This is a genomic window from Variovorax sp. AC103 (genome assembly GCF_979254005.1).
In genome coordinates this window covers 1-250 of record NZ_CEEDFC010000085.1, presented here as the reverse complement: position 1 = coordinate 250, position 250 = coordinate 1, and the positions used below count along the sequence as shown (strand labels likewise).

At 66.0% G+C, this 250-nt stretch carries 1 protein-coding gene; it reads left to right on the top strand.

Going from position 1 to position 250, the window contains the following annotated elements; translation table 11 throughout:
* Window positions 1-250: helicase HerA-like domain-containing protein (locus AC0IYU_RS34890; protein WP_472126990.1), on the top strand; the 250-nt coding region annotated here is incomplete at both ends.

Here is a 250-nt window from a genome sequence, read left to right as displayed (position 1 = left end):
CGCAGGCCGGCGTGCTGAACCTGGTGTTCAAGATCGCCGACGACAACGGCCTGCTGCTGCTGGACCGGAAAGACCTGCGCGCCATGCTGCAGTACGTGGGCGAAAACGCGAGCCAGTTCACCACGCAGTACGGCAACAGCAGCGCGGCCAGCGTGGGCGCCATCCAGCGCGGCCTGCTGCAGATCGAAACCCAGGGCGGCGACCAGTTCGTCGGCGAGCCGATGCTCAACATCGCCGACTTCATGCAGAC